Source organism: Kitasatospora sp. NPDC057595 (assembly GCF_042800875.1).
Classification (GTDB): Bacteria; Actinomycetota; Actinomycetes; order Streptomycetales; family Streptomycetaceae; genus Kitasatospora.
In genome coordinates this window covers 321,694-345,929 of sequence record NZ_JBHVGL010000003.1, presented here as the reverse complement: position 1 = coordinate 345,929, position 24,236 = coordinate 321,694, and the positions used below count along the sequence as shown (strand labels likewise).

The 24,236-nt window shown below is 71.6% G+C and carries 21 protein-coding genes; 13 read left to right on the top strand and 8 right to left on the bottom strand.

Annotation, left to right across the window (positions count from 1 at the left end):
- The first annotated feature begins 341 nt into the window (after nucleotides 1-341).
- From ACFU9E_RS07725 to ACFU9E_RS07710, 4 genes are all read left to right on the top strand, one after another.
- The gene (locus ACFU9E_RS07725) at nucleotides 342-1,352 is read left to right on the top strand and encodes a hypothetical protein (RefSeq protein WP_380689938.1); all 1,011 of its coding nucleotides are present in this window, start codon (nucleotides 342-344) and stop codon (nucleotides 1,350-1,352) included.
- A gap of 126 nt (nucleotides 1,353-1,478) precedes the next feature.
- Complete coding sequence (locus tag ACFU9E_RS07720) at nucleotides 1,479-2,543, top strand: ParB/Srx family N-terminal domain-containing protein (protein WP_380689940.1); 1,065 nt, start codon at nucleotides 1,479-1,481, stop codon at nucleotides 2,541-2,543.
- A gap of 374 nt (nucleotides 2,544-2,917) precedes the next feature.
- Nucleotides 2,918-4,678 carry an arginine--tRNA ligase gene (argS, locus tag ACFU9E_RS07715; RefSeq protein WP_380689412.1) on the top strand — a complete coding sequence of 587 codons (1,761 nt, stop codon included), beginning with the start codon at nucleotides 2,918-2,920 and terminating at the stop codon, nucleotides 4,676-4,678.
- A 391-nt stretch (nucleotides 4,679-5,069) separates the two neighbouring features.
- Nucleotides 5,070-6,254: a cytochrome P450 gene (locus ACFU9E_RS07710; protein WP_380689409.1), complete on the top strand. Its 1,185-nt coding sequence runs from the start codon at nucleotides 5,070-5,072 to the stop codon at nucleotides 6,252-6,254.
- A gap of 79 nt (nucleotides 6,255-6,333) precedes the next feature.
- Here ACFU9E_RS07710 and ACFU9E_RS07705 read toward each other — a convergent pair whose 3' ends face one another.
- Nucleotides 6,334-7,002 (bottom strand): GntR family transcriptional regulator, encoded by a 669-nt coding sequence (locus ACFU9E_RS07705; RefSeq protein WP_380685457.1) that lies wholly within the window; start codon nucleotides 7,000-7,002, stop codon nucleotides 6,334-6,336.
- Nucleotides 6,999-8,471: a chlorohydrolase family protein gene (locus ACFU9E_RS07700; protein WP_380685454.1), complete on the bottom strand. Its 1,473-nt coding sequence runs from the start codon at nucleotides 8,469-8,471 to the stop codon at nucleotides 6,999-7,001. The genes ACFU9E_RS07705 and ACFU9E_RS07700 overlap by 4 nt, the downstream gene beginning before the upstream one ends.
- A gap of 317 nt (nucleotides 8,472-8,788) precedes the next feature.
- Here ACFU9E_RS07700 and ACFU9E_RS07695 point away from each other — a divergent pair, with 317 nt between their 5' ends.
- The 7 genes from ACFU9E_RS07695 to ACFU9E_RS07665 all read left to right on the top strand — a co-directional run bounded on the left by ACFU9E_RS07695 (nucleotide 8,789) and on the right by ACFU9E_RS07665 (nucleotide 17,615).
- Nucleotides 8,789-9,850 carry an ABC transporter permease gene (locus tag ACFU9E_RS07695; RefSeq protein WP_380685459.1) on the top strand — a complete coding sequence of 354 codons (1,062 nt, stop codon included), beginning with the start codon at nucleotides 8,789-8,791 and terminating at the stop codon, nucleotides 9,848-9,850.
- Between the two features lie 73 nt (nucleotides 9,851-9,923).
- A complete protein-coding gene (locus ACFU9E_RS07690; protein WP_380685452.1) occupies nucleotides 9,924-11,648 on the top strand; it encodes an ABC transporter substrate-binding protein in 1,725 nt (574 codons plus the stop codon).
- A gap of 87 nt (nucleotides 11,649-11,735) precedes the next feature.
- Entirely contained in the window at nucleotides 11,736-12,737 is a 1,002-nt protein-coding gene (locus tag ACFU9E_RS07685) for an ABC transporter permease (RefSeq protein ID WP_380685450.1), read from the top strand.
- The gene (locus ACFU9E_RS07680) at nucleotides 12,737-13,750 is read left to right on the top strand and encodes an ABC transporter ATP-binding protein (protein ID WP_380685448.1); all 1,014 of its coding nucleotides are present in this window, start codon (nucleotides 12,737-12,739) and stop codon (nucleotides 13,748-13,750) included. The genes ACFU9E_RS07685 and ACFU9E_RS07680 overlap by 1 nt, the downstream gene beginning before the upstream one ends.
- On the top strand, nucleotides 13,747-14,727 hold the full coding sequence (locus ACFU9E_RS07675) for an ABC transporter ATP-binding protein (RefSeq protein ID WP_380685446.1): 981 nt from the start codon (nucleotides 13,747-13,749) through the stop codon (nucleotides 14,725-14,727). Before ACFU9E_RS07680 ends, ACFU9E_RS07675 begins: the two co-directional genes overlap by 4 nt.
- Before the next feature lie 22 nt (nucleotides 14,728-14,749).
- Nucleotides 14,750-15,961, top strand: coding sequence for an amidohydrolase family protein (locus ACFU9E_RS07670; RefSeq protein WP_380685444.1), 1,212 nt, complete (start codon nucleotides 14,750-14,752; stop codon nucleotides 15,959-15,961).
- 217 nt (nucleotides 15,962-16,178) lie between these two features.
- Complete coding sequence (locus tag ACFU9E_RS07665) at nucleotides 16,179-17,615, top strand: aminopeptidase P family protein (protein WP_380678875.1); 1,437 nt, start codon at nucleotides 16,179-16,181, stop codon at nucleotides 17,613-17,615.
- Nucleotides 17,616-17,696: 81 nt separating this feature from the next.
- Here ACFU9E_RS07665 and ACFU9E_RS07660 read toward each other — a convergent pair whose 3' ends face one another.
- The 4 genes from ACFU9E_RS07660 to ACFU9E_RS07645 form a co-directional block, all read right to left on the bottom strand.
- Nucleotides 17,697-18,071, bottom strand: a complete 375-nt coding sequence (locus ACFU9E_RS07660; RefSeq protein ID WP_380678878.1) for a hypothetical protein — start codon at nucleotides 18,069-18,071, stop codon at nucleotides 17,697-17,699.
- A gap of 101 nt (nucleotides 18,072-18,172) precedes the next feature.
- Complete coding sequence (locus tag ACFU9E_RS07655) at nucleotides 18,173-18,601, bottom strand: roadblock/LC7 domain-containing protein (RefSeq protein ID WP_380678881.1); 429 nt, start codon at nucleotides 18,599-18,601, stop codon at nucleotides 18,173-18,175.
- 34 nt (nucleotides 18,602-18,635) lie between these two features.
- Nucleotides 18,636-19,637, bottom strand: coding sequence for a hypothetical protein (locus ACFU9E_RS07650; protein WP_380678884.1), 1,002 nt, complete (start codon nucleotides 19,635-19,637; stop codon nucleotides 18,636-18,638).
- Nucleotides 19,634-20,017: a hypothetical protein gene (locus ACFU9E_RS07645; RefSeq protein WP_380678887.1), complete on the bottom strand. Its 384-nt coding sequence runs from the start codon at nucleotides 20,015-20,017 to the stop codon at nucleotides 19,634-19,636. Before ACFU9E_RS07645 ends, ACFU9E_RS07650 begins: the two co-directional genes overlap by 4 nt.
- 248 nt (nucleotides 20,018-20,265) lie before the next feature.
- On the opposite strand from ACFU9E_RS07645, the gene ACFU9E_RS07640 reads away from it, so the two are divergent.
- Nucleotides 20,266-20,871 (top strand): DUF1349 domain-containing protein, encoded by a 606-nt coding sequence (locus tag ACFU9E_RS07640; RefSeq protein WP_380678890.1) that lies wholly within the window; start codon nucleotides 20,266-20,268, stop codon nucleotides 20,869-20,871.
- 45 nt (nucleotides 20,872-20,916) lie between these two features.
- Here the strand turns inward: ACFU9E_RS07640 and ACFU9E_RS07635 are convergent, their stop codons facing one another.
- Together ACFU9E_RS07635 and ACFU9E_RS07630 are read right to left on the bottom strand one after the other, a co-directional pair.
- Entirely contained in the window at nucleotides 20,917-21,885 is a 969-nt protein-coding gene (locus ACFU9E_RS07635; RefSeq protein ID WP_380678893.1) for a Gfo/Idh/MocA family protein, read from the bottom strand.
- The gene (locus tag ACFU9E_RS07630) at nucleotides 21,882-23,051 is read right to left on the bottom strand and encodes a zinc-binding dehydrogenase (protein ID WP_380678896.1); all 1,170 of its coding nucleotides are present in this window, start codon (nucleotides 23,049-23,051) and stop codon (nucleotides 21,882-21,884) included. Before ACFU9E_RS07630 ends, ACFU9E_RS07635 begins: the two co-directional genes overlap by 4 nt.
- A 398-nt stretch (nucleotides 23,052-23,449) precedes the next feature.
- Between ACFU9E_RS07630 and deoC the strand changes: the two genes are divergently transcribed.
- Nucleotides 23,450-24,148 carry a deoxyribose-phosphate aldolase gene (deoC, locus tag ACFU9E_RS07625; protein WP_380678899.1) on the top strand — a complete coding sequence of 233 codons (699 nt, stop codon included), beginning with the start codon at nucleotides 23,450-23,452 and terminating at the stop codon, nucleotides 24,146-24,148.
- Nucleotides 24,149-24,236: the final 88 nt, after the last annotated feature.

The following is a 24,236-nucleotide window of genomic DNA, read 5'->3' as shown; positions in this document are numbered from 1 at the left end:
CGTCGGACCGGCGCTCGCATCGGGGCGCACAACCCCAACCTCCCTGCCGATAAAGGAACATGGCGGGCATTCACTCGTCCGGCCTATTGGGCCGGTGGTTCGGGCCCGATACATTTTTCCGTACCGGGACGTTCGGAACGGGCGCATTCGCCCTCCCGGTACCACAGGACCGACTCACCGACCTGTCCGGCGGCCGTCACCGCGGCCGCCGATGAGGGCCTGCCGCCTCCTGCGGCGGTCCGAAGGACGCCTTTCCCGGAATAGACCGGAAGACCGCACCGGCGCACCGAGCGCACACCCGGCACGCACAGCCGGCACGCACCGTCCACTCGGGAGGAACCGTGAACGCCGCCGCCAACTGGAACGACATCCTGGTCCGGGACAACTTCCAGGACGTGGGACAGACCCCCACCGCCGACCCCGTCTGGGAGTCCCCGGACATCATCCCCTTCGGCAGCGACATCCTCGACTTCCCGCTGCTGGAGTCGAGTTACGACGGCCCCGACCTCGGAATCAGCCACCCCATCGTGTACGGGAGGCTCAACCGCATCTACGTCCGGGGGAAGAACCTGAGGACCGGCTGCCCGAGCTCCGGCAACGTCAGGCTCTACTACGCCCCCGGGGGACTGCTGCTGGACCCGCGGGCGTGGACCCCGATCAACGCCGAGGGCGGCGGCACCACCGTGCCGTTCACCGTCCGCGGCGGCTCCCGGGAGATCCCTCCCGGACAGATCTGCGTCAGCAGGTCCGCGTTCGTCTGGCCGAGCCGGAACCCGCCGGGCCACTACTGCACGATCACCACCGTGGACACGCCCGCCCACCCGATGTCCGCCACCCTGCCCACCTTCGGCTCGCTCGTCGACTACCTGAACTGGGTCAGGTACAACCCCAACGTCGGCTGGCGCAACATCGACGTCATCCCGTGTCAGCGGACCAGCTACGTCCTCTCCGAGCTGGCCGTCTGCAACCTGAACAACACCCCGACGCGATTCGTCTTCGGGGTCTCCGGCACCGACCTGCCCGGCGGCACCGCGACCTTCTCCAACACCGACCAGCAGGCCCCGTTCAGCCTGACGGCGCAGATCTACTCGCCGGGCACCGACGAGGGCTACACGCGCTCCGTCCTGCTGCCCGCCAACTACTCCGGCACGGTCACGGTCGTGGTCCGGTTCGACCAGCCGCTCCCGTGCGACGCCCGGATCGTGCTGCGGGCCTACAACCCGGTGACCACCAACGCCGGACCGCGCGAGCTGCGGCTCGCCGTCCCCCTCACCGGCGTGCCCGGGCTCCAGGACGCCCTGTTCCTCGAACTCGGCGCGTACACCTTCGTCGCGGCCGAGAGCAGCCCGTGACGCTCGCGCGCCGTCGCCGGCACGATCGTTGACCGAGGTTCTCCTGGACGTCGCGGTCAGGAGGCCCGGCGTTGGCCGGGCGCTGCCACGCTCACGGGCCTGTCCGCCCCTGATGCGAGGAGTGCCATGCGTTCCATCCCCCCGTCCCGCCGTGCCGCGGCCCTCGGAGCCGTCGCCGTCGCGGTGGTCGTGTCGGCGCCGACCGCGTACGCTGCTCCCGGCGCGCCGGGCGCCCGGCCGCCGCTGTGCGGGCACGACAACCGCTCCACGCCGTTCACGCAGTACCTGTGCGCCGAGCCCGGTGAGCTGCTCGACGTCCGCATCGGCGACGTGCACCCCACCCAGCCCGCGCTGGGCTACGACGAGGTGTACTACAAGCTCGGCCGCTACACCCTCGGCAAGGACGCGATCAACAAGAAGTTCGGCGACTGGTGCGAGGCCGACGGCCGGGTCGACGTGGCGACGGCCCAGCCCGGCGCCCGCCTGGACGACCCGTCCTCCTTCACCTGCAAGCTCCCCGTCGGCGCCGAGACGGCCGACAGCGTGGCGGCCATGAAGACGGTCGTCATCGGCCCGCACGGCGAGCCGTTCCTCACCGACGGGCACCACACCCTCACCTCCTTCTACGAGACCCCGGACGGCGGCGCGGACCTGCACGTCCGGCTGCGGGTGCTGGCCAACTACAGCAGCCTCACCCGGCAGGACTTCTGGGACCGGATGCAGGCCAACAAGTGGGTCTACCTGCGCGGCCCCGAGGGCGACCGGGTCAAGGTGAACAAGCTGCCGACCGGTGTCGGCCTGGCCAACTTCAGCGACGACAAGTACCGCAGCCTGCTCTACTTCGGCCGCGACATCGGCTACACCCAGAACTCCCTGCCGTTCCAGGAGTTCTACTGGGGCAGCTGGGTCCGGGACGCCAAGCCGGTCGACCTGTCCGGCTGGGACCGCAACGACCTCGGCAACTACCTGGCCACCGTCAGGAGCCTGACCCGGACGATGACCGCGCTGCCCAAGGCCACCGTCGTCGACAGCGGCTTCACCGCCGCCGACCTGGGCGCGCTCGACCAGTGGAACGCCGGCAAGCCGGACACCAAGGGCGAGTTCGACAAGCTGAGCAAGCCGTACTCCGACGCCAAGCCCGGCAAGCTCGGCTACGCCCTGGAGTACAAGCGGGTCAACGGCCTGGGCTGACCGGGCCCGGCGCCCGGCCGCGAGCCGCGGGGCCCGCCGAAGCGGACCGGCCACCCACGGCCGGTCCGCTTCGCGATCACCGACCGGCCCTCCCGGCAGCCGACGCGGGTCCGGGCCCCGTCCGCGGTCCCGCGGCACCTCGCCGGCACCTCCCCCTCGGACAGCTCTCCTCCTGCGATGATGGAACATCAAGAGCTCGTCGCAAGCGGCTCCTTGAGGGCGCGCGTCGTATCGCGGCGGGGATAATTCGAGCTCTTCCGTGCGGTGGTCATGGGATGATCAGCACACGGCGTCCACCGGTCGACGGTGCGGCGCTGTGCGACGCCTGCGGCTGATCCGCAGATCCGCCCCTCACGGAAGTGGTCCCTCTCTCCATGCCTACGGTCCTCTCCATCGCCGACACGCTGCACGAGCGCTTCGCGCAGGCGATCTCCGCCGCGTTCCCCGACGCCACGGACAGTGACCCCCGGCTGCGACGAAGCGACCGCGCCGACTTCCAGGCGAACGGCATCCTCGGCCTGGCCAAGCCGCTGCGGACCCACCCCCGCGAGGTCGCCGCCCGCGTGCTGGAGAAGCTCGACGCCGACCAGGTGATCGCGAGGCTGGAGGTCTCGGGGCCCGGTTTCGTCAACGTCACCGTCACCGACGCCGCCATCCTCGACCGGCTGGCCGCCCGCGCGGCCGATGCCCGGCTCGGTGTCGGCGGCAACGCCGAGGCCGGCGTCACGGTGATCGACTACAGCCAGCCGAACATCGCCAAGGAGATGCACGTCGGCCACCTGCGCTCCACGATCATCGGGGACGCGCTCGTGCGCACTCTGGAGTTCAGCGGCGAGAGGGTCGTCCGGCGCAACCACCTCGGCGACTGGGGCACCCAGTTCGGCATGCTCATCCAGTACCTCGTCGAGCACCCCGCCGAACTCGACGAAGGCACCGAGCCGGACGGCTCCGGCCCGTCGATGTCCCGGCTCAACCGCCTGTACAAGGCGTCGCGCGCCAAGTTCGACGGCGACGCCGACTTCGCCGACCGCGCCCGCCGGCGCGTCGTCGAGCTGCAGGCCGGCCACGCCGAGACCGTCGCGTCCTGGCAGGGCATGGTCGACGAGTCGAAGGTCTACTTCGAAGCCGTCTACGCCCGCCTCGGCGTCCTCCTCGAAGACGCCGACGCGGTCGGCGAGAGCCACTACAACCCGATGCTCGCCGAGGTGTGCGCCGACCTCGAAGCCTCCGGCGTCGCCGTCCGCTCGGACGGAGCCCTCTGCGTCTTCTTCGACGACATCAAGGGCCCCGACGGCGAACCGACCCCGCTCATCGTCCAGAAGAGCGACGGCGGCTACGGCTACGCCACCACCGACCTCGCCGCCATCCGCGACCGCGTCGGCGTGCTCGGCGCCGACCAGTTGCTCTACGTCGTCGACAGCCGCCAGGCCCTGCACTTCGAGATGGTCTTCGAGACCGCCCGCCGCGCCGGCTGGCTCCCCGACGGCGTCCGCGCCCGGCACCTCGGCTTCGGCACCGTCCTCGGCAAGGACGGCAAGCCCTTCAAGACCCGCTCCGGCGAGACCGTCCGCCTCATGGACCTCCTCGACGAGGCCGTCGACCGCGCCCGTACCGTCGTCGCCGAGAAGAGCCCCCAGCTCGCCGCCGGGGAACTCGAAGACCGGGCCAAGCAGGTCGGCATCGGCGCGGTCAAGTACGCCGACCTGTCGACCTCCCGCACCCGCGACTACGTCTTCGACGCCGACCGCATGGTCTCCCTCACCGGCGACACCGGAACCTACCTCCAGTACGCCTACGCCCGCATCCGCTCCATCCTGCGCAAGGCCCCCGAGGCCGTCACCCCGAACGCCCACCGGGACGTGGCCCTGGAGCCGGCCGAACGCGCCCTCGGGCTGCTCCTCGACGAGTTCGGCGCCACCGTCGACCTCGTCGCCGAGACCTTCGAGCCCCACCGCCTCTGCGCCTACCTGCACAGCCTCGCGGCGGCGTACACCACGTTCTACGAGCACTGCCCCGTCCTCAAGGCCCCCGGCCGCGAGGTCATGGAGACCCGGCTGCTGCTCTGCGAACTCACCGGCCGGACCCTCCGCCAGGGCATGGACCTGCTCGGCATCGGGACACCCGAGCGGCTGTAGCCCGGGACGGTCGAACGCCGGGTCGTGGGGTGAGGCGTCGATCCGCTCGCTGACCAGGCCGAGTTCGCGGCAGCGGTCGAGTGCGCCGGGGCAGGGGGCCGTGCTGCCGACGTACAAGTCGTGATCCTCGCCGACATGGACGAAGAACCGGCCGGTCTCCGTCCTGCAGCCGGCACCAGATGCCGCTGCGGCGGAGCATCGCCCGCACCAGGCCGAGGCCGAGGCCGGTGGCCCGGAGGTGGGGAGAGCAGGGGGGCGGCTCCGGCGCGGGGACGGGGCACGCCGGAGGGCGCCGCGCTCCTGCGCGCTGCCACGGGATCGCGGCCGGAGTGCGCGGCGGCACGGGTACCTGGGTATCGGGAGGGGACATCGGGTGATCACGGGAGGTCCCATGAGCGAGCAGGAAGTGCCGCCGATCTCGATCTTCTACCGCCGCGACGGGCTCCACCCGGGCTCGGAGCTGGGGGAGGTCCAACGCGGGGACGCGGTCCGGCGGGTCCGGGACTTCTGGCTGCACCGGGTCGGTGAGTACTGGCTGGTCACCCGGCACACCGATGTGCGGCGGGTACTCGCCGACCAGGAGACGTTCGCGATGTACGACCCCGAGCGCAGCCCGGTCCTGCCCGACGAGCTGCTCAACATGGACCCGCCGGAGCACACCCGGCTGCGCCACGTCCTGACGCCGGAGTTCACCGGGAGGCGGATCCGCGCACTGGAGCCGATGATCCGCACCCTGGCCGGCGAGCTGGTCGACACCATGGAGTCGCGGGGTTCCGCGGCGGACCTGATGGACGACTTCGCCCTGCCGCTGCCGCTCGGGGTGATCTGCGGGATGCTCGGCGTCCCCGACCCCGACCAGGGGGCGTTCCACCGCTGGTCCCGCACCACGCTGGACCTCGGACTCCCCATCGAGGAGCGGCTCGCGGCCGGCCGGGAGTCACGCGCGTACACGGCCTCCCTGGTGGCGGAGAAGCGGCGCAGCCCGGACGACGGGATGATCGGCATGCTCGTCCGGGAGCACGGTGACGCGGTGTCGGACTCCGAACTGGTCGGTGTCTGCGAGCTGTTGCTGCTCGCCGGTCACGTCACCGTGTCCAATACGATCGGCCTGGGCGTGCTCGCCCTGCTGTCGCACCCGGAACAGGCCGACCGGCTGCGCAACGCGGCCGAGGGCGATCCGCTGATCGACGGCGCCGTGGAGGAGCTGTTGCGGTACCTGTCGGTGTCCAGCACCGCGCTGGCCCGGACCGCGCGGCGGGACACCGAGATCGGCGGCGTGCCGATCAAGGCCGGTGACCAGGTGGTGTGCCAGCTGCCGGTGGCCAACCGGGACCCGGTGCTCGGCGTCGGGATGGACCTCCTGGACATCGAACGCAAACCCGTGTCGCACGTGACCTTCGGGCACGGTCCGCACCGCTGCCTCGGCTCGACCCTGGCCCGCGCCGAACTGCGGATCGCGCTGCCCGCGCTCCTGCGGCGGCTGCCCGGTCTCGCGCTCGCGTGTCCGGTCGAGGAGGTGCCCTACCGGGTCAACAACGAGGTCTACGGCCTCCACGCGCTCCCCGTCACCTGGTGACCGGTGCCGGGCGGCCGGCGGCCGGTGACGTCGGCCCCGGAGCGCCCGGCACCGGAACCGACGTCACCGGCGGCCGGTCCTATCCGGGCGGGAGGACCTCCGAGAGCGCCTGCAGCACCGGTTCGCGGCGGACGTCGATGTGCGCGTAGGCCAGCGCTTCGGCGAGCTTGGGCCGGCCGGAGTAGATGACGCGGCAGATCTCCCGGTGCTCCTCGCAGTGCAGCCGCGGGCCGGCCTCGGTGGAGGTGAGGCGGAACAGCCAGTGCATCAGGCCGAGGGAGGGCTGGAGGGAGGCCTGCAGCAGCCGGTTGCCGGTCATGGTGATGATCTCGGCATGGAAGGCGGTGTTCGCGGCGGCGATGTCGGCGGCGTCGCCGCGCCGTGTCGCGTCCTCGGCCCGGTCCATGATCTGCTGCAGCGTGGGATCGTCGTACCCCTGGGCGCACCGTTCGGTGGCGCGGCCCGCCGCGAACACCTCCAGGCTCAGCCGCAGGTCGAACAGTTCGTCGACGTCCCTGAGGGTGAGCCGGCGCACGGTGGCACCGCGCCGCGGTTCGGTGACGACGAGGCCCTCCGCCGCGAGCCGCACGAGTGCCTCGCGCACCGGGATGCGGGAGACGCCGAGGGACTCGGAGAGTTCGCGCTCGCGCAGCCGGGTTCCCTGCGGATAGTCGCCCGAGTGGATCCCGGCACGGATGAACGCCTCGGCGCGGTCCACGTGTGTCGAGGTGGGGGGTTCTTCGCTCATGCCTGGATCCGGAAGTCGGGGAAGGTGGGTGGGAAGAGGGTATCGGTGTCCCGGCGCATGACGTCACGTTCGCTGTAGGCCGCCCGCATCCTATCGAAGAGGTGCTGGGCCTGCTGCTTGAGGGCCGGGAGGTCGACGCCGGGCAGCGCGCGGTCCACCAGGACCGGCCGGCCCGCGACGACGGAATGGGTCGCCTGCCGGGCGGTGCCACTGAGCAGGAAGGTGCGCACGGGGTCGTCCTGGACGCCGTCGCGGATGTCGCCGAGGTCGAAGGCGACGAGGTCGGCCTGGGCGCCGGGTTCGAGCCGCCCCAGGTCGGCGCGGCCCAGCGCACGCGCGCCACCGAGGGTCGCGGCCTCGACGTAGTGCTCGGCGGGGGCCGCGTCGAACCGTCCGTCGACGAGCTTCGCGAGCTGCACGCCGGTGTCCATGCCGCGGACCAGGTCGGGCGGGAAGGAGTCGGTGCCGAGACAGAGGTTGACGCCGGCGTCCCGGTAGGCGCCGAAGGAGTGCAGGACCGAGCCGTACCGCAGCGAGGTCAGCGGGCAGTGCACGACGGACACCCCGGCCCGGGCCAGCCGGTCCAGATCGCCGCGGTCCTCGCCGTGCACGTCCGGATGGCGGTCGAGGACCACGCTGTGCGGGATGAGCAGCCGGGTCTCGAACAGGCCGCTGTCCTCGATGAGTTGGATGGGCGTCATGCCGTGCAGGCGCTCGATCAGTTCGCGTTCCACGGTGCCCTGCAGGGCGTGCAGCCGCACGAGGACATCGCGGCGCAGGGCGACGGCCGCCGTCTCGCGGAGCAGCTCCGCGGTCAGGGTCTCGATGCGGCACGGCAGCAGGACGCCGGTGAGCAGCGGGTCCGCGAGCCGGTCGAGATGGTCGAGGAAGCGGACGGCGTCGTCCAGGCCGGCGCGGCCCCGCTCCTCGTCGAAGGCCACCTCCCGGCCGCCCTCCGGCAGGGCCACGTTGACGCCGGAGCGGTAGGCGGGCCCGAGGTAGCCGCGCAGCCCGATGCGGCGCGAGGTCTCGGCCATCGCCACGAGTTCGTCGTACGGCTCGGCCCAGGAGCTGTGCACCTCGGAGGCGATCGGCATGTAGGTGGTGATGCCGTGCAGGGCCAGCTGCGCGAGGGCGAACTCGCGGACGGTGCGCCGCTCGTCGGAGGTGAGGACGTCGTGGCGGCGGTGGTCGAAGTAGTCCCGGGACCACTGCAACGCGCCGTTCAGGCCGGGGCCCTGCCAGGAGTCGAGGACGAGGTGGTCGATGTCGGTGAGCGCGTCCAGGTCGATCAGACCGGGCATGACGAGCGAGTCGCCGAGGTCCAGATCGACGTCGACGGGACCCGCGTAGCCCCGGCCGACATGGACGATGACGTCGTCCTCCCACACCACCTCCCCGTCGCGCAGCAGCGCGTGGCCGCCGTTCTGGTGGGCGAGTACGTGACGGGCGCGCCAACGCGTGCGCATGTGACCTCCAGGGAGCTGTTGGATGCGGACAACCTAGAGGCTGGCATACCAAATGGGGAAGGGGTCGGCGTTCGCGCCGCGATCGTGACCTGCGCTGCGACGCCCTCCGGCGCGCCGAGGGGTGCCGCACGTCAGGGAATATTCGCAGGTGAGAGTGCATATGAGTGGTCGTGCGAGCGACGGGTGGCGGCTTCGCCCGATACTTGGCGAGATATTTCGGGCGTGTCGGGTCTGGTGGCGAATCCTGATTTCGGTATACCGTCCGGGTCACCCCCCCCACCCCCAAGCGCCGGAGGACCGACGTGTTGGATCCGCATGTGCCGCCGAGCCGGACGCCCCCCGCCGACGCGTCGGAGCCCACCGGCGAACAGGTGGCCACGCTCTCCCCGCCGCCCGCCACGACACCCTCGGGCCCCTCCGCGGAGCCGGCCGGCGCGCGTACCCTCCTCGGTACGGCGTGGCTGCGGATCCGGCGCAGCCGCATCGCCGTCGGCGCGCTGGTCGTCGTGGCCCTGATCATGCTGTTCGCGATCCTGGCCCCGCTGCTGACCGCCATCGAGGGCCAGGACCCGTACACCTCCCTGACCGGGCCCGACCACCTCGACGAGCTCGACACCCCCGGCCTGCCGCTGACGTACTACCGCTTCCCGTCCGCGGACCACTGGCTGGGCCTCGAACCGGGCCTGGGCCGCGACATCTTCGCGCGCATGGCCTACGGTGCCCGGATCTCGCTGGTCATCGCGCTGCTGTCGACGATGGTGTCGGTCTTCCTCGGCACCGTGATCGGAGCCGCCGCCGGATACTTCGGCGGCAAGGTCGACATGGTGATCAGCCGGGTGATGGACCTGTTCCTGGCCTTCCCGCACCTGCTGCTCGTCCTGTCGCTGACCCCGATCCTGCAGTCCCGCCTCGGCGGCACCGCGCTCGACTCCGGAAGCCTGCTGCCGGTCGCCTCACTGGTGATCATCCTGGGCTTCTTCGGCTGGGCGTACCTGGCCCGCGTGGTGCGGGGACAGGTGCTGTCGCTCCGGGAGCAGGAGTTCGTGGAGGCCGCCCGCTCCTACGGAGCCTCCCGGCGCAGCATCATCTTCCGGCAGATCATCCCCAATGTGATGGGCGTCGTGCTGGTCTACGCGACCATGCTGATCCCCACCAACATCACCGCGGAGGCGGCCCTGTCCTTCCTGGGCGTCGGCGTCAAGGACCCGACCCCGTCGTGGGGACAGATCCTCAACGCGGCCCAGGCCGGCAACTGGTACCTCTCCGATCCCTGGTTCCTGGCCGTCCCGGCGGGCGCGCTCGTGATCACGGTGCTGGCCTTCAACCTGCTCGGCGACGCCGTCCGTGACGCGCTGGACCCCAAGTCCTCCCGCCACTGAACCACCCCCGCGCTTCGGCCCCCTTCGAAGCGTTCGACGTCCCTCCCACCCCCACCCTCCCCGAGGAGACGCTGTGCAGCGACGTATCGCAGCCGCGATTGCCCTGACCCTGACCACCGCGATGGCCCTGACCGCCTGCAGCGGCAGCAAGCCCGCGCCCGGCTCCGGCGCCGCCGCGGGCGCGGCGGCCGGCACCTTCGACCCCGTGTTCGTCGGCAAGGGCTTCGACACCAAGGGCGGCAACGTCAACGTCCTGATGTCCACGGACTTCCAGACGCTGGACCCCGGCAACAGCAACTACGTGCAGACCGCCAACGTGGGCCAGCTGTACTACCGCACGCTGACCATGGCCAAGGAGACGGCGGGAGCGCCGCCCACGATCGTGCCGGACCTCGCCACCGACCTCGGCACGCACTCCGAGGACGGCCTGACCTGGACGTACACCCTGCGCGAGGGGCTGAAGTTCGAGGACGGCACGCCGATCACCAGCAAGGACATCAAGTACGGCGTCGAGCGCACCTACGCCCGCGACGTCTACACCCAGGCGCCGCAGGAGCTGAACTCCGCGCTCGCCGACGACACCTACAAGGGCCCCTACAACGGCGCCGACTTCAAGGGCATCGACACCCCGGACGACCGCACGATCGTCTTCCACCTCAAGCAGCCCTTCGCCGAGTTCCCGGCGCTGGTCTCCCGGTCGAACACGGCGCCGGTGCCCAGCGGCGCGGACACCAGGCTCGACTACACCAACCACCCCGTCTCCTCCGGCCCGTACAAGATCAAGTCGTACCAGCGCGGCCGTTCGCTGCAGCTCGTCCGCAACGAGCAGTGGGACCCGGCCACCGACCCCAACCGGCCGGCCCTGCCGGACACCTTCACCTTCACCCTCTCCACCGCGCAGGCCACCATCAGCCAGCAGCTGATCGCCGACTCCGACCCGACGGCCCTCACCCTGGACAGCAACGGCGGCCTCCAGGTGTCCGACGCCGCGCAGCTCAACACGCCCGAGGTGAAGAAGCGCACCGCGTCCGGCCTGCTCGGCTGCACCGACGTCCTGGACCTCAACACCACGACGATCGAGGACCCGCAGGTCCGCAAGGCCATCGCGCTGTCCATGGACCGCAGCGCCATGCACCTGCAGTACGGCGGCAGCCGGTTCGGCGCGCTCGCCCAGTCCTACATCAACCCGGCGCAGCGCGGCTTCGTCGAGCAGCACAGCGACCTGGACCCGTCCGGCAAGCCGAAGCCGGACGAGGCCAAGAAGCTGCTGGAGGGCAGGACCTTCCCGAAGAAGCTGGTGTACGGCTACGCCGACAGCAGCCCCCGCTACAAGAACATCGGCACGACGCTGCAGCAGAACCTCAAGCAGATCGGCATCGACCTGGAGCTGCGGCCCATTCCGGCGGCCAACTACTTCACGACCCTGGCCGGCGAGCAGATGCCCGACATCGCCCGCAGCGGCTGGTGCGGCGGCGCCGACAGCGGCTCGGTGCGCACCACGATCGACCCGAACCTGGGCCCGAGCGTGGACGGCACGACCTACGGCTTCTCCAACATCCCGCGCTACTACAACCCGGAGATCTCCCGGGCCATGTACGAGCTGCGGGGCACCAACGGGACCAGCGAGGAGCTGGGCAAGAAGTGGGCGACCCTGTTCGACCGCGCCATGCAGGACTACCCGCTGGTCCCGCTCGTGCGCAACTTCACCAACAGCGTCGTCGGCTCCAAGATCCGCGGCGCGCAGGTCGGCTACTTCTTCGGCGGCATCGACCTGTCGACCGTCGGCGTCGAGCACTGACGACCCCACCGCCCGACGCGACCACCCGCTTCCGCCGCCCCTGAGAGGTACCACGGTGAGTTCCCTGCGAGCCGACAGGCCACGCCCATGACCGGATTCCTGCTGCGGCGCTCCGCCGCGATGATCGCCCTGCTGCTCGTCATCAGCTTCGTCACGTTCAGCCTGTTCCAACTCGGTCCCGCCGATCCGGCCGCGGCGGCCTGCGGCCAGGAGTGCACGCCGGCCCGGGTGGCCGAGGCCCGGGTCGCCCTCGGGATGGACAAGCCGTTCCTCACCCAGTACGTCGACTACATGTCCGGCCTGCTGCACGGCCGGATGATCGGCGCCCCCGGCACCGAGACCCTGTGCCAGTGGCCCTGCCTCGGCAAGTCGTTCCAGACCAACGAGGACGTCACGGCCGTCCTCGGGCGGGCCCTGCCGTACACCCTGTCGGTGGCGGGCGGCGCGATCGTGCTGTGGACCGTGGTCGGCGTGGGCCTGGGGCTGCTCGCCGCGCTGCGCAAGGGCCGGTTCACCGACAAGCTGATCGTGGGCGCCGCCTCGGTCGGGGTGTCCCTGCCCATCCCGGTGACCGGACTGTTGCTGCTGCTGGTCTTCGTCAGCACTCTGCACGTGCTGCCGTTCACCACCAACGCCATCTCCTCGCCGTTCGGCGCCGCCGGCCCGTGGGCCTGGGTCCTCAACTACCTGCTGCCGTGGGTGGCGCTGGCCGTGCTGTTCAGCGCGCAGTACATCCGGGTCACCCGGAGCAGCATGCTGGAGACCTTCGGCGAGGACTTCATGCGCACGGCCCGCGCCAAGGGCCTGGCCCGGCCCGGCATCGTCCTGCGGCACGGCGCGCGGGCCGGCCTCACGCCCGTCGTCACCATGCTCGGGCTGGACATCGGCCTGCTGCTCGGCGGCGCCGTCCTCACCGAGCAGATCTTCTCCGTCCCCGGGGTCGGATTCACCGCGGTGCACGCCGCGCAGTCGGGCGACCTGCCGGTGATCATGGCCATCACGATGGTCGCCGCGTTTTTCATCATCGTCTCCAATGTGGTGGTCGACGCCGTCTACGCCGTCATTGACCCGCGAGTGAGGGCTGTCTGATGACCACACCACACGCCGCGCCCCTGCTGGACATCCGCGATCTGCGGGTGACCTTCCCGACCGACGACGGACTGGTCCACGCGGTCAACGGCATGGACCTGACGCTGACGCGCGGGGAGACCGTCGGCATCGTCGGCGAGTCCGGCTCCGGCAAGACCGTCACCAGCCAGGCGCTGATGGGCCTGCTCAAGGACACCTCGGCCGCCGTCACCGGGCAGATCCTGCTCGACGGGCAGGACCTCAACGCGCTCACCGAGGCGCAGATGCGCGCCTACCGGGGCAAGAAGATCGCGATGATCTTCCAGGACCCGTTGTCCGCGATGCACCCCTTCCACCCGGTCGGCGTGCAGATCGCCGAGGCCTACCGGGTGCACAACACCGTGAGCAGGAAGGCCGCGGCGGCCGTCGCCGTCGACATGCTCGGCCGGGTCGGCATCCCCGACCCCAGGAGGCGCTACGCCGCCTATCCGCACGAGTTCTCCGGCGGCATGCGGCAGCGCGCGATGATCGCGATGGCCCTGGTCTGCGAACCGGAACTGCTGATCGCCGACGAACCCACGACCGCGCTGGACGTGACCGTGCAGGCGCAGATCCTCGACCTGCTCGGTGAGTTGCAGGCCGAGACCGGGACCTCGGTGATCCTGGTGACCCACGACCTCGGTGTGGTCGCCGAGGTGTGCCACCAGGTCGTGGTGATGTACGGCGGGCTCTGCGTGGAGCGGGCCACCGTCGCCGACCTGTTCCGGGCGCCCCGGCACCCCTACACCCAGGGCCTGCTGGACTCGATGCCGTCGCTGACCGGCGCCGGAGAGCGGCTCCGCCCGATCCCGGGCTTCCCTCCCTCGCTGCTGGCCCTGCCCGAGGGCTGCCTGTTCGCCGACCGGTGCCCGCACACCCGCCTCGTGCCCGACGGCGCCTGCCACACCCGCCGGCCGGACCTGACCGGCCCCGGGGCGCACCCGTCGCGCTGCCACCTGACCCACCCGCAACCGGCCCGAGAGGTGGCCCGATGACGCCGCTGCTCCAGGTGACCGACCTGACCAAGCACTTCCCGGTCCGCTCCAGCGGTTTCCGCCCCTTCCGGTCCGGCGGCGGCGTCAGGGCCGTCGACCGCGTCAGCTTCTCGGTCGACGCCGGCCAGACCCTCGGCCTGGTGGGGGAGTCGGGCTGCGGCAAGTCCACCACCGGCCGCATGCTCATGCGGCTCCTGCAGCCCACCTCCGGCAGCATCCGGCTGGACGGCCGGGAGATCTCCGAACTGCGCCGTGCCGACCTGCAGGAGTACCGGCGGCAGGTGCAGATGGTCTTCCAGAACCCGTCCTCCTCGCTCAACCCGCGCCAGTCCGTGGGCAGCGCGATCGCCGCCCCGCTGCTGGCCCAGCGGATCACCCCGCGCGGGGGCGTCAAGGCCGCGGTGCGGGACCTGATGGACCGGGTCGGACTGCGCCCCGACCACTACAACCGTTTCCCGCACGAGTTCTCCGGCGGCCAGAAGCAGCGCGTGGGCATCGCCCGGGCACTCGCCCTGGGGCCGCGGCTGATCATCTGCGACGAACCGGTCTCCGCCCTGGACGTCTCCGTGCAGGCCCAGGTGATCAACCTCCTGGAGGACATCCAGCGGGACACCGGTGTCGCCTACGTGTTCATCGCGCACGACCTGTCCGTCGTCAAGCACTTCGCGCACCGCACCGCCGTGATGTACCTGGGCCGGATCATGGAGCACGGGGACACCCGCGAGGTGTTCGACGCTCCCCGGCACCCCTACACCCAGGCGCTGTTGTCGGCCGTCCCGCAGGCGGACCCGGACGCGGACCGCAGCGGACGCATCCGGCTGACCGGTGACCTGCCCAGCCCCACCGACCCTCCCTCCGGCTGCGTGTTCCGCTCGCGCTGCCACCTGCGGGCACGCCTCGACCCGGAACGCGCCGGCCTGTGCGCCGACCGCGTGCCGGACGGCGCCATCGCCTGCCACCACATCACAGAGAACTGACAACAGAGAGGTGACGACAACCGTGCTGATCCGTAACGCCCGCCCCTGGGGCGGCGAGCCCAGCGACGTGGAACTCGACGGCTCCCGCATCGCCGGGATCCGCCCGCACGACCCCGCGGCCCGTCCGGCGGGGGAGGTGGTCGAGGGCCGCGGCAGGCTGTTGCTGCCGTCGTTCAGCGACGTGCACGTCCACCTCGACTCGACCAGGATCGGCCTGCCGTTCCGGCCGCACACCGGCGGCCCGGGCGTGTGGACGATGACGATGAACGACCGGGACAACTGGCGTTCGGCCGAGATCCCGCTCAATGAACGCGTCGCCGGCACGCTGGAGCGGATGATCGCCCGCGGGACGACGCGCGTGCGCTCGTACGCGCAGGTCGACGTGGACTGCAAGCTGGAGAAGTTCGAGGCCGTGGTGGCCGCGAAGGAGAAGTTCGCGGGCCTGGCCGACGTCCAGATCATGACCTTCCCGCAGGCCGGCATCCTGCGCGAGGAGGGTACCGTCGACTACCTGGAGGCCTCGCTGAAGGCGGGCGCGGAGGTCATGGGCGGCATCGATCCCTGCACCCTGGACCGCGACCCCAAGAAGCACCTCGACATCGTGTTCGGCCTGGCCGAGAAGTACCAGGTCGAGGTCGACATCCACTTGCACGAGCCCGGTGAGCTGGGTGTGTTCTCCACCGACCTGATCATCGAACGGACCCGGGCCCTCGGCATGCAGGGCAAGGTCACGATGTCGCACGCCTACGAACTCGGCTCGGTCAGCGAGTCCGTCAGCCGCCGCATCATCGACGAGTTCGCCGAACTCGACATCGCCATGGCCACCGTGGCACCGTCCGGCCGCGGGCACCTGTCGCTGGTGGACCTGGTCGAGGCGGGCGTGCGGATCGGCCTCGGCGAGGACGGCCAGCGTGACTACTGGAGCCCCTACGGCAACTGCGACATGCTCGACCGCACCTGGCAGCTGGCCTTCGTCAACAACTTCCGGCGCGACGACCTGATCGAGATGTCCCTGGCGGTCGCGACCCTCGGCGGGGCCTCGATCATGAGCCACGAGGTGCCCCGTCTGACGGGAAGCACGGACCGGCCCGGCCTCGCGGTCGGCGATCGCGCCTCCCTCCTGCTGGTCGACGGCGAGACCCCGGCCAGCGCCGTCATGGACCGCGGCACCGACCGTACGGTCCTGCACGACGGGGTGGTCGTCGCGGACCAGCTGGCCCTGACGAACGCCTGACACGGCGCGGTGTTCTAGGCACGACGAGGAATTACGAGGCACGACGAGGAACTACGAGGAACGACGAGGCGCCAGGGGTTCGCCCCTGGCGCCTCGGGCACGCCCGACCCCTTCTCCTGGGCTCGTGTTCGATATACGGTACAAAACGCTTGTTACGTACCCGGTGGATCGGCGCGACGGCGCGCCGATCCACCCCACCCTCCCTGGAGAGTCCGCAGTGACCGAGCCCACCGAGCCCGTCAAGTACCGGAAGAACGGTCTCACCCGCGGGGTGAGCGAGGAACTCGCCGAGAACATGAAGCAGGGCTGGGCCGACACCGAGCGCCACGGTCTGGAGCCGATAGCGCAGGCCCCGTACACCGAACGCCGGCGCGCCGCGCTGTCCGCCGCCTTCCCGGGCGAGCTGCTGGTGGTCCCCTCCGGCAACCCCAAGGTGCGGTCCAACGACGCCGACTACCCGTTCCGCCCGTCCTCCGACTACGCCTACCTGACCGGCGACCACGGCCAGGACGGCGTGCTGGTGCTGGAGCCCACCGGGGAGAGCGGCCACCGGGCCGTGGTCTACCTGCGCGGCCGGTCCCGGACCGACAACGGTGAGTTCTGGCTGGACGGCCACGGCGAGCTGTGGGACGGCCGCCGCGACAGCCTGGCCGAGAGCGAGCAGCTGCTCGGCCTGCCCTGCCGGGACGTGCGCACCGTGCGCGCCGATCTGGCCGCGGCCGCCGGGCCCCTCCGGGTGCTGCGCGGCCACGACGCGGGCGTGGAGAAGGCCCTGCGGGACAAGGGCACGGCCGAGCGGGACGCGGAGTTCGAGGTCTTCCTGTCCGGGCTGCGCCTGGTCAAGGACGCGTGGGAGATCGCCGAGCTGCGCTTCGCCTGTGCGGCGACCGCCCGCGGCTTCGAGGACGTGGTGCGCGTGCTCGCCGCCGACGCCGAGACGGCCGAGCGGCTGATCGAGGGCACCTTCTTCCTCCGGGCCCGGATCGAGGGCAACGACGTCGGCTACAGCACCATCGCCGCGGCCGGCCCGCACGCCACCACCCTGCACTGGGTCCGCAACACCGGCCGGGCCCGCCCGGGCGACCTGCTGCTGCTGGACGCCGGCGTGGAGACCAACCAGCTGTACACCGCCGACGTGACCCGCACCCTGCCGGTCTCCGGCCGCTTCACCGACGTGCAGCGGAAGGTCTACGACGCCGTGTACGCGGCGCAGGAGGCGGGCATCGCGGCGGTGAGGCCCGGCGCGAACTTCCGCGACTTCCACCACGCCGCCCAGCGCGAGCTCGCCGAACACCTCACCTCCTGGGGCCTGTTCGGCGACCTCACCGCCGACAAGGTCTACGAGCTGGGCCTGCACCGCCGCTTCACCCTGGCCGGCACCGGCCACATGCTGGGGCTCGACGTCCACGACTGCGCCCACTCCCGCACCGAGGAGCACGTCGACGGCCTGCTGAAGCCGGGCATGGTCCTCACCGTGGAGCCGGGCCTCTACTTCCAGGAGAACGATCTGACGGTGCCGCGGGAGTACCGCGGCATCGGCGTGCGGATCGAGGACGACCTCCTGGTCACCGAGGACGGCAGCGAGAACCTCTCGATCGGCCTCCCCCGCCGCTCCGACGAGGTCGAGGCCTGGCTGGCCGACCTGCGCGGCTGACGCCGGGGCGGCGGACCCGCCCTGGTCGCCGTCGGTGACCAGGGCGAGTCCGCCGCCCGGCTGGAGGGGACTGAAGGAGGGTCAGACCTCCAGGTCCGCCTCGATCCTGGTGAGCTGGTGGCGGGCCATCGCCAGGTTGGCCCGGTTCTTGTCCAGCGCCAGGTAGAGGAACAGGCCCTTGCCGCTGTGGTCGGTGAGCGGGCGGATCAGGTGGTACTGGGTGGTGAGGGTGATGAGGATGTCGTCGATCCCGTCGGTGAGGCCCAGCATGTCCATGGTGCGCATCTTGGCCCGGACCACGTCGGTGTTCCCGGCGGCGGCCACGTTGAGGTCGAGGCCGCCGGGGCCGTCGAGGGTGGCCAGCGCCATGCCGCTGTTGTAGTCGACCAGGGCCGCGCCGATGGCGCCCTCGATCGTGGTCATGGCCTGCTTCAGCGCGCCTGCGGCGTCGGTCATGGTGGTGTCTCCAGGTGGTCGGACGAGAATCGGGGGGATTCGGTCGCGGGTCGGTAGTGGTCGGTAGTGGTCGGTAGTGATTGGTCGTGAATCGGAAGGAATCAGTCGGAAGCGGTTGTGTCGTTCAGCAGCTCGGCGATGCGCCGGGCGGAGCGGCGGGCCTCCAGGTGCAGGCGGCCGACGTTGGCCTCCGGGTGGGCGAGGACGGTGAGCACGCAGCTGCCGCCGGCCGCGTAGATGGCGACGTAGCCGTGCTCGCCGCGGACCAGCGACTCCCGGAACTCGCCCTGTCCGGTGCTGTCGGCGAGCCGGTGGGCCAGGCCGAGCGAGGCGGCACTCATCGCCGCCAGGCCCGAGGGTTCGGCCCCGTGGGTGTCGTGGGCGATCAGCAGGCCGTCCGCACTGGCGACCAGGCCGCCCGCGAGATGCGGCACCCGCTGCCTGAGGGCGCGGAGTTCGGTCAGCAGTTCGGTCTCCAAGGCGATCAGTTGTCTCCTTCCGGCACGCTGCTTGATGAGCGTCCGCCTCATGGCCGTGAGGGCGGGGTCGCGGGCGGAGCATGGTTCACAGTCGGGCCTCCAGAAGGGTGCGGACCCGGATCAGCAGCGTGATGTCCGGGAGGGTGGACGGGAGTGGAACCGGGGCCGGGCCGGTCGCGGCGCCGCCGAGGGCGGAGAGCGCCGCACCCGGCAGGCGCCGGAGCAGGCCGCCGGGGGTCCTCGGCGTCGACACTCCGTCGGCCGCGCCGTCCGGAGGCTCGCCGGCCGACCCCGTACCCGCCGACCCCGTACCGGCCGGGACCGTACCCGCCGGGACCGGGACCGGGACCGGAGCGGCCCCGGTCAACAGGCCGGCGGCGGCGAGCCGACGGACGTCCGCGGTGGTCGCGAACCCGGAGCGGCCGAGCAGCCGGGCCAGCTCCGCAGGGGTCGTCCGGCCGTCCGCGTGGTCGAGCAGCTCGCACTGCCGCCGGGTCGGCGGGCGGACCCGGCGGGCGTGGCGTCCGAGGGCGGCGGCCGGGGCGGCCTGCACCGCTCCGGCCGCCCCGGCGTTCGCGGGCGCCCGGCACAGCGGCGCGGTGTCGAACAGGGCCGAGGGCAGGATCCGGTCCAGCAGGTGCCGCCGGCGTTCGGCCTCCCGGCGCAGCCGGTGGGCGCCGACCGCGGCCACCGGGCCGAGCCAGTGCCGCACCCCCGGTGTGAAGGTCCAGGAGGCCGGTGGCGCAGGGGAGTCGAGCAGGAAGCAGGCGGCGTCGTAGAGCGCGCCGAGGTGGCAGAGTTCGAGCTCACCGCGGGTCAGCCGGCCCTGTTCGACCAGTGCCTCGCCGACCCGGGCGTCCGCGCCGAACCGGTGGATCGCCTTCAGCCAGGCGGCACGGCTGAGTCGGCCGGAGGCGGTGAGCAGGGTGGCCAGGTCGGGGGCACGGTCGGATTCGGCGTGGGAGACCAGGCCGTCGACGAGGTAGACGGCGCCGCCCGGGCCGCGCAGCGCGCCGGTCGCGCGTTCACCGGCGAGCCGTTCGACCGCCGCACCGGCCCGAAGGTCGCTCGCGACGGTGTCCGTCATCCGAGCACCAGGTCCTTGGTGAGCGCCTGGAGACGGAAGCGGGCACCGGCGAGGTTGCCCTCGGAGCGGTCGAGCCAGAGGTGCAGCACGAGCCGGCTGTCGAAGACGGTGTCGATGAAGCAGAGCAGGTGGTAACTGTGGTCGGCGGTCAGGATGATGTCCTGCATCGGCGCCTCGCGGTCCTCCCCCGCGGTGAAGGTCGCGGCCTCAATGGCCGCCCGTACCAGGTCGGTTGCCTCGGCCGCCGTGGTGTCGTGGTCGCCGGTCGGACTGACCCCGGCACTGCCCAGGGCGAGCCCGCTGCTCCAGTCGATCAGACTCGCGGCGCGCGCCCCGGCGATCTCCATCGCCTGGGTCAGGCACTCGTCGATACCCGGCACTGGGGCTCCTTCGGAGGGTTCGGGGAGGGAACGGCGCGGTGGGGCGGGGCCACCGCGTGCCGACCGGAATGCCGCGACTGGTGGCATGTCCGACTCGGAAGGGTAATGTCGGATTCGCCGCATTGAACGTGCCAGTGGCATATTCACACCATAAGGACACAATTTCAGCCATTCTCTGCCGAGCCATCGGCTCCGCCGCAGGTCGGCGGGCCGGAGACGGCCGAGGGCGGGGATCGGAAGGGCAGTCCATGCAGCAGCCACAACACGCAGTCGACTGGCACGAGGCCACCTGGCTCAACCAGCCCGAGCGCACGGAGGCCGACGGCAGCGGTCTTGTCGTCACCGCGCGTCGACGCAGCGACTTCTGGCGCACCACCGGCTACGGGTTCGTCCGCGATGACGGGCACGCCCTGCTCAGTGGATTTCCGCAGGGCGGCGCGACCGAGGTGACCTTCGTCGCGGACTTCGACACGCTGTACGACCAGGCCGGTCTGATGATCCGCGTCGACGCCGGGACGTGGATCAAGGCCGGGGTCGAGATGAACGACGGCGTCCCGCACGTGGGGGCGGTCGTCACCCGGGGTGTCTCGGACTGGTCGCTGGCTCCGGTTCCCGACTGGCGGGGACAGGAGGTGACCGTGCGCGCCAGCCGCAGCGGGGACGCCGTGACGATCCGCGCCCGCTCCGGGAGCGGCCCCTGGCAGCTGGTCCGGTTGGCGCCGCTGGCCCCGGACGCCCCCGCGACGGCCGGCCCCTTCTGCTGCTCACCCGAGCGGGACGGCCTGCGCGTCCGCTTCACCCGGTTCACCCAGGGGCCGGCCGACTCCGCCCTGCACCTGCCGGCGGACTCCTGAACGAGCGTCCGTCCGACGCGCGCCCGCGGGCCCGGCGAGAAGCCGTCAGCCGTCCGCCTGGTCGGACCCCGCGAGGCAGTGGCTCCTGACGGCGTCGATGGTGGAGGCGATGAGCCGGGACTCCGCGAGGGGGACGAGGTATCCGGGGCGCCCCGTGACGGCCTTCTCCACGGCCCGGACCATGAAGCGGTACGGGTCGAGGGCCGGGTAGGTGCGGGGCGGCCGGCCGGCGCCGGTGAGCACGGCGGGGGCCGTGGCCGCGCAGAAGGCCGGTGCCGACAGCCCGAGCTCGCCGGTCGCCCCGGTGACGGTGAACTCCTCGGCGTGGGAACCGTTCAGCGAGCAGTGGATCTCGGCGACACCGCCGCCGGGGAACTCCAGCAGGCATGACGACTCGCGGTCCGCCGAGCCGATGTCCCAGCGGTCCTGCTTCGCCCACACCACCTTGGGGGCCAGCCAGCCGAAGGCGGCCAGGGTGGCGGACACGGCGTAGTAGCCGACGTCCAGGAGGGCGCCGCCACCCAGGGCGGGGTCGCGGCGGTAGTTCCCCGGGGACGGCGCCAGACCGTCGAACCGCGCCGTGACGCCGGTGACGGTGCCGATGGTGCCGCTCGCGATCATGGACTCCAGGTCGCGGGTCCGCGGGTGCCAGCGGTTCCAGGCCGCTTCGACGAGCAGCCGGCCGGTGTCGGCGGCGGCGCGGACCATGGTGTCGACCTCGGTGGCGGACAGCCCCAGGGGCTTCTCGCAGACGACGTGCTTGCCGGCGCGCAGGGCCGCCTCGGTCCAGCCGCAGTGGGCGCTGTTGTGGAGGGCGATGTAGACGACGTCCACGTCGGAGTCGCGGAGCAGCGCCTCGTAGGAGGAATAGGCCTTGCGCGGGCCCAGCGCGCGGGCCCGTTCGGGGCTGCTCGACGCCACCGAGTGCAGGGTGGCGCCGGGGTCCGCGTGCACCGCCGGCGCGAGGCTGGAGTTGGCGATCGAACCCGCGCCGAGGAAACCCCAGTTCGTCATGTCGACTCCTTCGTCCGCGGCCGTTCGGGGACCGTGGCCCGCAGGCCAAGGGGGTCCGACTGCCGTTCCCGGCACTGTCGCAGGAGCTCGGGGGCGAGCATGGACGTCTTCATCGACGGGCCGGCGCCGTACTCCAGGAACACCCGCCGCACATCGCCCGCGTCGCTCAGGGCGACCCGGTCGGTGATCAACGGCCGGGCGTCCACGAGGCCGGTCCTGAGCATGCGCAACGCGACGTTCATGACGTTGGCGGACCGGGACATGGAGAACAGGCGCACGTCGAACGGGGTGGAGCGCAGTTGCAGACCCTTGGCGAGGATCAGCCAGGTGCTGATGCGCTGCGGGACGGAGGTCGCGCCGAAGATGACGTACGTCCCGCCCGGCCGGAGCAGTCCCATGGCCAGTTCGCGGATGTCCTTGCCGGTCGTCGTCGCGGAGGAGTCGATGTGCGGCAGCGCGTCGAAGACGTAGTCCGCGTACTGGTCGTGGTGCTCGTGGACGAACGCGTCGAGCTCGGCCGCCTGGGTCTCGGTGTTGAAGGCGGACGACGCGCCGTGCACCAGGGCGGTGGCCAGCCGCGGGTCGCTGCGGTCCAGCACCGTCACCGAGCCGGCCCCCAGGTACGCGTTCAGGACCTGGACGGCCAGCAGCGCGCTCGGGCCGCAGCCCAGGACCACGCAGACGTCACCGGGGCGGCAGGGATTGAGCAGGATCGAGCGGAGCACCGAGGTGAGGGGCTCGACCACGGACGCCAGGTCGGTGGGGACGTCGGCCGGTATGGCGACGACCGCGGCCTGGGCGGCGTCGTAGAAGTTGCGCTTGGTGTACCAGGCGGTCTCCAGCTCGGGCCGGCCCGCGAAGAGCGGCCGGAGCAAGCGGTACTCGGCCATCCCGTCGAAGTCGGTCTGTCCCCAGTAGGCGATGCGGTCACCGGTCCGCACGTCGCCCGCGAGCCGGCGCCCCACGTCGACGACCCGGCCGACGTACTCGTGCCCCGGAACGATGGGCCACGATTCGGGGGTGATGTGGCCGCGGAAGTACGAGACGTCCGTGGAGCAGATCGAGACGGCCTCGGTGTGCAGCACGATTTCGTCGGGCCCGCAGACCGGGTCGGGAACGGCGGTGCGGGCGAGTTCGCCGGGTGCGTTCATCTGATAGGCGAACACGGCAGCCCTCCAAACGGCGGGTGGGTTCGTGAGCGGCGACGTCAGGACCGGGGCGGGCCCAGGCTCGGGCGTGGGTTTCCCGGGTGCCGGAAACCGGGTGCGGTGACGTCGGCGGAATCGGGAATCGCTGCCGATGCTTCCAGCCGGGTCAACGAAGGGCGCGCCGGGCTGTCCGAACGGGTGAATTCCGAACGCGGCGGTTTGAGCCGAGGCGGGGTCGTTTCCGCTGGTGGCGGCCGTCGGCACTTGTTACGTTGGAGGCGAGGTGCCCCGTGAGGCCCGTTGCCCTGTCGACCTCTCCGAGGTGTCCCACGGCGGTGCGACCCGACCGGTCAAGCGATCGGGCCGCGCGCCGATGCCCGATGAACATCCGCTGCGCACACATCCGGGACAGTCCTGTGGACCACACCGATGTCGACGTTCACGACGTCGCGAAGATGATCGATCACTCGCTGCTGCGGCCCGAGCTGACCACGCAAGATCTGCTCGAAGGCTGCGCACTCGCCGCCCGCTACGACGTGGCCTCGGTCTGTGTGAAGCCGGTCGACGTGGCCAGGGCCGCCAAGGAGCTCTCCGACACCGGAGTGCTCGTCGGCACCGTCGTCGGCTTCCCGCACGGCGCCTCGCTCACCGCCGTCAAGGTGGCCGAAGCCCGGGCGGCACTGGCGGACGGTGCCCATGAACTCGACATGGTGCTCTGCATCGGGCGCCTGCGCGGTGGCGAGGACGGCACCGTGGCCGAGGACATCCACGCCGTCGTCCAGGCCGCCCGGGAGGCCCGGGCCCTGGTGAAGGTGATCTTCGAGAACGCCTACCTCACCACCGACGAGAAGATCCGGGCCTGCCGGCTGAGCGACCAGGCCGGCGCCGACTACGTGAAGACGTCCACCGGCTTCGCCCCGTCCGGCGCGACGGTGGAGGACATCCGGCTGATGCGGGCCAACGTGCCACCCCGGATGAAGGTCAAGGCCGCCGGCGGCGTGCGCACCCTCGACCTGCTGCTGGAGATGGTCGAGGCCGGAGCCTCACGCTTCGGCGCCACCGCCACGGCCGCCATCCTGGACGACCTGGCCGCCCGCCGCGCCGCCGCGACCTGACCGCGCGGACCTGCCGCCGAACGGGCCGGTGCGTCACCGGGGCCGGCCGGCGTCCCGCGGCTTCACCCGGACAGGCGCTTGTGCGGCG

Bases quoted from the DNA above. Each gene is read 5' to 3' on its own strand.
- ACFU9E_RS07640 (WP_380678890.1), top strand. From the start codon at position 20,266: ATGCAGCAGCCACAACACGCAGTCGACTGGCACGAGGCCACCTGGCTC.
- ACFU9E_RS07660 (WP_380678878.1), bottom strand. From the start codon at position 18,071: ATGACCGACGCCGCAGGCGCGCTGAAGCAGGCCATGACCACGATCGAG.
- ACFU9E_RS07635 (WP_380678893.1), bottom strand. From the start codon at position 21,885: ATGACGAACTGGGGTTTCCTCGGCGCGGGTTCGATCGCCAACTCCAGC.
- ACFU9E_RS07650 (WP_380678884.1), bottom strand. From the start codon at position 19,637: ATGACGGACACCGTCGCGAGCGACCTTCGGGCCGGTGCGGCGGTCGAA.
- ACFU9E_RS07675 (WP_380685446.1), top strand. From the start codon at position 13,747: ATGACGCCGCTGCTCCAGGTGACCGACCTGACCAAGCACTTCCCGGTC.
- ACFU9E_RS07685 (WP_380685450.1), top strand. From the start codon at position 11,736: ATGACCGGATTCCTGCTGCGGCGCTCCGCCGCGATGATCGCCCTGCTG.
- ACFU9E_RS07700 (WP_380685454.1), bottom strand. From the start codon at position 8,471: ATGCGCACGCGTTGGCGCGCCCGTCACGTACTCGCCCACCAGAACGGC.
- ACFU9E_RS07655 (WP_380678881.1), bottom strand. From the start codon at position 18,601: ATGAGGCGGACGCTCATCAAGCAGCGTGCCGGAAGGAGACAACTGATC.
- argS (WP_380689412.1), top strand. From the start codon at position 2,918: ATGCCTACGGTCCTCTCCATCGCCGACACGCTGCACGAGCGCTTCGCG.
- ACFU9E_RS07720 (WP_380689940.1), top strand. From the start codon at position 1,479: ATGCGTTCCATCCCCCCGTCCCGCCGTGCCGCGGCCCTCGGAGCCGTC.
- ACFU9E_RS07710 (WP_380689409.1), top strand. From the start codon at position 5,070: ATGAGCGAGCAGGAAGTGCCGCCGATCTCGATCTTCTACCGCCGCGAC.
- ACFU9E_RS07705 (WP_380685457.1), bottom strand. From the start codon at position 7,002: ATGAGCGAAGAACCCCCCACCTCGACACACGTGGACCGCGCCGAGGCG.
- ACFU9E_RS07680 (WP_380685448.1), top strand. From the start codon at position 12,737: ATGACCACACCACACGCCGCGCCCCTGCTGGACATCCGCGATCTGCGG.